Annotated in this window: 5 protein-coding genes and 1 pseudogene; 2 read left to right on the top strand and 4 right to left on the bottom strand. The window is 70.2% G+C overall.

The window, feature by feature from the left end:
• Together DI526_RS22840 and DI526_RS22835 are read left to right on the top strand one after the other, a co-directional pair.
• Positions 1-79, top strand: a 79-nt coding sequence (locus tag DI526_RS22840; protein WP_304282668.1) for a hypothetical protein, incomplete at its 5' end; no start/stop codon positions are given.
• Between the two features lie 215 nt (positions 80-294).
• Positions 295-1,275 carry a sensor histidine kinase gene (locus tag DI526_RS22835; protein ID WP_304283167.1) on the top strand — a complete coding sequence of 327 codons (981 nt, stop codon included), beginning with the start codon at positions 295-297 and terminating at the stop codon, positions 1,273-1,275.
• 8 nt (positions 1,276-1,283) lie between these two features.
• On the opposite strand, the gene DI526_RS22830 is transcribed toward DI526_RS22835, so the two are convergent.
• The 4 genes and pseudogenes from DI526_RS22830 to DI526_RS22815 all read right to left on the bottom strand — a co-directional run.
• Positions 1,284-1,760, bottom strand: a complete 477-nt coding sequence (locus tag DI526_RS22830) for a GNAT family N-acetyltransferase (RefSeq protein WP_304283166.1) — start codon at positions 1,758-1,760, stop codon at positions 1,284-1,286.
• Positions 1,757-4,861: an efflux RND transporter permease subunit gene (locus DI526_RS22825; protein ID WP_304283165.1), complete on the bottom strand. Its 3,105-nt coding sequence runs from the start codon at positions 4,859-4,861 to the stop codon at positions 1,757-1,759. Before DI526_RS22825 ends, DI526_RS22830 begins: the two co-directional genes overlap by 4 nt.
• Positions 4,861-5,928, bottom strand: coding sequence for an efflux RND transporter periplasmic adaptor subunit (locus tag DI526_RS22820; RefSeq protein WP_304283162.1), 1,068 nt, complete (start codon positions 5,926-5,928; stop codon positions 4,861-4,863). The genes DI526_RS22825 and DI526_RS22820 overlap by 1 nt, the downstream gene beginning before the upstream one ends.
• A gap of 11 nt (positions 5,929-5,939) precedes the next feature.
• Positions 5,940-6,179 (bottom strand): annotated as a pseudogene (locus DI526_RS22815) (TolC family protein); the annotation flags it as partial.

The raw sequence follows: 6,179 nt of genomic DNA, 5'->3' as shown, positions 1-6,179 counted from the left end.
GGAAGAAAAGCTGCGCTTCGCCATCCGCGAAGGCGGCCGCACCGTCGGCGCCGGCGTCGTCTCGAAGATCGTCGAGTAATCGATCGATCCTCAGCGACAGCTGAACTGATCTAAGCGAAGGCCCCGGAGAGCAATCTCCGGGGCCTTTTGCTTTGTCGGTGAGGGCTTGGCGCCTCCCCCTCCCAGCCTTCTCCCCATGGAGAGCGATCCAACACCCCGCTATGTCGGGTAGCCGCTTGACGCCCTCCCCGGAAAAAGCGAGCAAATCCCGGAACGGGGGAGAAGCACTTGGACTTGCGCGGAAAGATCAAGGCTAATCCAGCGGCGCGCTATGGCCTGGCCATTCTGATCGCGGGCCTGGGTTTTCTTTTGAGATTGGGCCTCGACGGCTTTTTTCCGCCCGGCTTTCCCTATCTGACCTTCTTCCCGGCTGTCGTGGTCTGCGCCTATTTCCTGGGGCTGAGGCCGGCGATCCTGTGCGCGACGCTGTGCGGCCTGGCGGCCTGGTACTTCTTCATCCCGCCGGCGCGCGTGTTCAACTTCGGTTTTCCGGTGGCGCTGGCCCTGGGCTTCTACGTCTTTGTCGTCGCGGTCGACATCTTCTTCATCGATGGCATGCGGCAGGCCCTGGACCAGTTGCGCGGCGAGCGAGAGCGCTATCGGGCGCTGGCCGAGAGCCGGGACCTGCTGTATCGCGAACTCCATCACCGGGTGAGCAACAACCTGCAGGTCGCCGGCGCGCTGCTGCGGTTGCAGGGCCAGGGCGTGATGGACGCCGACGCCCGCCACGTGCTGGATCAGGCCGGCGCGCGGATCGAAGTGATCGCCAAGATCCAGCGCGAGCTCCACAACGCCGTCGGCGAGCCCGCGCCCTTCCGCGTCTTCGCCGAGGCCCTGCTGGCCAGCGCCGCCGCCGCGGCCGGGGCGCGGGTGAACCTGACCCTGGAAGGCGGCGACGAGCCTCTTCACCCGGACCAGGCCACCCCCGTGACCCTGGTCATGCTGGAGAGTTTCAACAACGCCCTAGAGCATGGCTTCGGCGATGGCGGGGAGGGGCGGGTGCGGGTGAGCCTCGATCAGGGCGGCCTGACCCACGTCCTCAGCGTCGCCAACGATGGCGCGGCGCCGCCGACGGGGTTCGATCCGGCCCGGTCCAAGAGCCTTGGCCTGCGCATCGTCCGGGCCATGGCCCAGCAACTGGGCGGGCGCTTCGAAATGGCCCGCGAGGACGGCTGGACGGTGTGCCGGCTCAGCTACGCCCCCCGCCGGGACTGAGCGAGGGGCTAAAGGGCCAGCCGATAGAACCGGGTGTCGACCGCCATGCGCGGGAAGGCGGCGGGCAGGTCATCGGCCGCGACCTGGGTGAAGCCATTCTTTTCATAGAACCGGTGCGCGGCCTGGAAGCGCTCCGTGGTGCCGAGCCAGACCTCGCCGACGCCGTGGGTGCGCGCGTGCTCCAGCGCCGTCGCCAGCAAGGCGGCGGCCGCCCCCGCCGCGCCGCGTCCCTCGGGACGGACGAACATCTTGCGGAGCGCGACCGCGTCCCCGCCGATGTCCTTCAGCGCGATCGTCCCGACCGCCCGGCCGTCCTGCTCGGCCAGCCAGAACTGGCCGGCGCCGGTCTGGTACCAGCCGGGGATGTCGGCCAGGTCCGGCTGGTCCTCGGCGGTGATCGAAAAGCCGAATTCCTCGCGCTGGATCGGCAGGATCACGTCGATGACAGCCTGGGCGTCGCCGGGACGGTAGGCGCGGACGATCATGCGTTGTCCCGAACCTCCTCGCCCGGCGCGTCCTTGGGCGTGACGAACCGCGCCAGCTTGGGCTTCAGCCACTTCTCGAAGTCGTCGATGATCTCATAGACCACCGGCACCAGCACCAGCGACAGCACGGTCGAGGTGATCAGTCCGCCGATCACGGCGACGGCCATCGGCTGGCGGAACTCCGAGCCCTTGCCCAGGCCGAGCGCCGTCGGCAGCATCCCGGCCATCATCGCCAGGGTGGTCATGATGATCGGCCGGGCTCGCTCGCGGCAGGCGTCCAGGATCGCCTGGCGCTGCGGAACGCCCTGGCGCTCTTCCTCGATCACGTACTCGACCAGCAGGATCGAGTTCTTGGCCGCCAGACCCATCAGCATCAGGAAGCCAATCATCGAGGGGATCGACAGGCTCATGCCGAAGGCCAGCAGGCCGATGAACGCGCCGCCGATCGCCAGCGGCAGGGCCGACATGATGGTGATCGGCTTGAAGAAGCTGCCGAACAGCAGGGCCATGACGCCAAACACCAGGAACACCGCCGAGCCGAGCGCGATGGCGAAGCCGCCGAACAGCTCGCCCATGGCTTCTTCCGTGCCGGCGGTGGCCTTGGCCACGCCCTTGGGCGGGTTTTTCATCACCGGCAGGGCGTCGATGTCTTTGGTCGCCGTGCCCAGCACCACGCCGGGGGCGAGGTCGGCCTCGACCGTCAGCTGGCGCTTGCGGGCGTAGCGCTCGATCTTGGCCGGACCGGCCTGGAAGGCGACCTCGGCGACGGTGTCCAGGCGCGTGAAGCCACCGGAGGCCGTGGGCACGCGCAGGGCCTTGATCTCGTCGAGATTGGCGCGGGACGTGTCCGGCAGGCGCACCCGGATCGGCAGGCGGCGCTCGCCGTCGGTCAGCTTGGCGACGTTGGCGTCGATGTCGCCGACCGTGGCGATACGGGCCACGGCGGCGATGTCGGCGGTCGAGACGCCCAGCCGCGCGGCCTCGTCGGGCAGCGGCCGGATCACGATCTCCGGCCCGCTGGGCGGGGTGGCCGGGCGCGGATCGGCGATGCTGGCCACGCCACGCATCTGCCGCTCCAGCGTCAGGGCCGCGCGCTCCAGGGCGTCGCCGTCGTCGCTGGTCAGGATGGTCTGGACCTCGGCGGCGCCGTCGTCGCTGAGCAGATTCAGGCGAACGTCGGGCAGGTCCAGCAGCTTGTCGCGCATCAGGGCGCGGATCTCGGTGACCCGCAGCTCGCGCTTGTCGTGCAGCACCACGGTGATCGTGCCGTCACGCAGGTCCGAGCCGCCGCCGCCGCCGCCGGGACCCATGCCCGCCACCTGCGAGCCGATCTGGGCGAAGACGTGAGCGGTCTCGGGGCGGGCGGCGAACAGCCTGGTGATTTGGCCGACCGCCCGGTCCATGTCTGCGGCGGTGGCGCCAGGCGGGCCCTGCACCTTCATGTAGTAGTAGTTGTTGTTGGCCGGCGGCTGGAAACCGGTGGGCAGGCCGGCCGACAGGGCGACCGAGCCGATGAAGATCGCCACGCCGATCAGGCAGCTGACGATCCGGTGGTCCAGCGCCCAGTCCAGCGCCTTGCGGTAGGAGCCCTCGAACGGCTTGCGCGGCTTGGCGTGGGCCACGGGCTTGAGGAAGTAGGCGGCCAGCAGCGGGGTCAGCAGGCGGGCCACGACCAGCGAGAACAGCACCGCCACGGCGACCGTCAGGCCGAACTCGCGGAAGAACTGGCCGGGAATGCCGGGCATGAAGGCCACGGGGGCGAACACCGCGACGATGGTGAAGGTGGTGGCCACGACAGCCAGGCCGATCGCGTCGGCGCCGACGATGGCCGCCTCGTAGGGACGCTGGCCGGCGGCCACGCGCTTTTCGATGTTCTCGATCTCGACGATGGCGTCGTCGACAAGAATGCCGATCACCAGGGTCAGGCCCAGCAGCGTCACGACGTTGAGCGAGAAGCCCATGATCGCCATGAAGATGAAGGTCGGCACCAGCGACATCGGCATGGCGATGGCGGTGATCAGGGTCGCGCGCCATTCGCGCAGGAACAGCAGCACCACGATCGCGGCCAGGATCATGCCCTCGACCAGGGTGCGCACCGTGGCGTCGAAGCTGGCGCGGGTGTCGTCGACGACCGAGTAGATCTTGGTGAAGGTCACGCCGGGATGGGCGGCTTCCAGCTTCTTGATGGCGAGATTGACGCGGTCCTCGACCTGGACGTCGCTGGACTCCTTGGTCTTGCTGACCTGGAAGGCCACGACCGGCCGTCCGTCGAGGCGGGCGAACGCCCGGGGCTCGGCCGCGCCGTCGCCGACCTGGGCGACGTCGGTCAGCTTCACATAGCGGCCGCCGGCCACCGGAATGGTCAGGGCGCGCAGGTCCTCGGCCGTATGGGCGGCGGCCAGCACGCGGACGGTCTGCTCGCGCGCGCCGACGATGGCGCGGCCGCCCGGGACGTCCTGGCTGAACTGGGCCAGGGCGCTGCTGAGCTGGGGAGCGGTGACGCCGGCGGCGGCCATGCGCTCGGGGTCGATCACGATGTTGATCTCGCGGTCGACGCCGCCCACGCGCGCCACCTGGGCTACGCCCTTTTCGCCCTGCAGGGCGCGGGCGATGGTGTCGTCGACGAACCAGGACAGGTCCGTCATCGACATGTTCGGGGCCGAGACCGCGTAGGTGTTGATCGGCAGGGAGTCGAGTTCGATCCGCTGGACGATCGGCTCGTCGATCTCGCGCGGCAGCTCGGCGCGGGTCTGGTCGACCTTGGAACGGACGTCGTCGACGGCCTTCTGCAGGTCCATGCCCATCTCGAATTCGATCTGGGTGGTGGACGCGCCCTGCACGACGGTCGAGCGGATGCTCTTGACGTTCGACAGGCTGGCCACCGCGTCCTCGACCGGACGGGTGATCTGGGTCTCCATCTCGCCGGCGGCCGCGCCGCTCTGGGTGACGGTGACCACGACCATCGGGAACGAGATGTTCGGGAACTGCTTGATCGGCAGCATGAAATAGCTGGCGATGCCGCCCAGCATCAGGGCGATGAACAGGACCGCGATCGGGATCGGGTTCTTGATCGCCCAGGCGGAGACGCGGATCTGCGACATTAGCGGGCCGCCTTTTCGATCGGCTTGACCTTGTCGCCGTCAAGCGTGAAGGCCGAGCCGCCCAGCAGCACCCGCGTGCCGACCGCCGGGCCGTCCAGCAGTTGCACCCAGCCGCCGGCCCGGGCCCCGGTCTTGACCGGGATCTGGCGCGCGATGTTGTTCGCGTCGACCGTCATCAGCGAGGCGCCTTCGGCGTCAAGACGCAGGGCGGCCTCGGGCACGGCGGCGACCTGGACGCCCGAGGCGCCGAACGCGGCGCTGGCCATGCCGCCGGCGCGCAGGGCCTCGTTCAAGGGCAGTTGCACGCGCACGCGACCGAGGCGGGTGCTGGAGTCGATCAGTGGGCTGACGATGCGAACCTTGCCCGAGACAGTCGCGCCGCCGGGCGCGGTGACCTGGACCGGCTGGCCGACGCGGACATTGGCGAGGTCGGCCTCGCCCACCTCGGCGTTCAGCTCGACGAGGCCGTCGCGGGCGATGCGGAACCAGGGCGTGCTGCCGCCGGCGACGTCGCCGGGACGCACCGTGCGTTCCAGCACCCGGCCGGAGACCGGCGCGGTGATGGTCATGCGGCGGTCGCGGGTCTGCAGCTCGGCCAGGGCGGCGGTCTGGGCCTTGGCCGTATAGCGGCGGCTCTCGATCTGCTCCTGGGAGAGGATCCCCTGGCCGTCGAGGCCGGTGACGCGCTTGGCTTCCGCCTCGGCCTGGGCGGCGACGGCCGCCTGCTGGGCGATCTGGGCGCGCAGCAGGGTGTTGTCCAGCTGGGCCAGCGGCTGGCCGGCCTTCACCCAGGCGCCTTCCTCGACGAAGACCTGGGCGACGCGGTAGCCGGAGAGTTCCGAGCCGACGGCGGCCTCCTCGCGTGGGATCAGCTGGCCCGAGGCCTTGAAGCCGCCGCCGAGCGACCGGGTTTCGACCCGGGTGATCGAGACGGCGCGGGCCTGTTGCGCCCCCGCCGGCTTGGCGGCCTCGGTCTCGGTCTTCTTGCCGCAGGCGGAGAGGCCTCCGCCGACGCCGACGAGGGCGGCGCTGACCAGGGCGGTGGCGAGCAGGGAGCGGGTCGTCATCGGGGCGGGTCTCATTGCGCGGAAGGCTTCTGGGGGACGCTAGCGGGCGTCCAGCCGCCGCCGAGCGCCTTGTAGGTCTGGACGGCGCGTTGCAGCGCCTGGGTCTGGGCCCCGGTCAGGGCCGTGCGGGCCCCGCGCCAGGACTGCTCGGCCTGCAGGGCCGTGGTCAGGTCGGTCAGGCCCGCGGCGTAGCCCTTGCGGCTGGCCTCGTAGGCGACGGCGGCGCGGCGCTCGCCGGCGGCCAGCAGCGC

Origin of the sequence: Caulobacter segnis (assembly GCF_003243465.1) — a bacterium.
Classification (GTDB): Bacteria; Pseudomonadota; Alphaproteobacteria; order Caulobacterales; family Caulobacteraceae; genus Caulobacter; species Caulobacter segnis_A.
The sequence above is the reverse complement of the archived record's forward strand: the minus strand, read 5'-3'. Positions and strand labels throughout refer to the sequence as shown.

What these genes read in the sequence shown, in the direction of transcription:
- DI526_RS22820 (WP_304283162.1), bottom strand. Translation starts at nt 5,928, where the DNA reads ATGACGACCCGCTCCCTGCTCGCCACCGCCCTGGTCAGCGCCGCCCTC.
- DI526_RS22825 (WP_304283165.1), bottom strand. Translation starts at nt 4,861, where the DNA reads ATGTCGCAGATCCGCGTCTCCGCCTGGGCGATCAAGAACCCGATCCCG.
- DI526_RS22830 (WP_304283166.1), bottom strand. Translation starts at nt 1,760, where the DNA reads ATGATCGTCCGCGCCTACCGTCCCGGCGACGCCCAGGCTGTCATCGAC.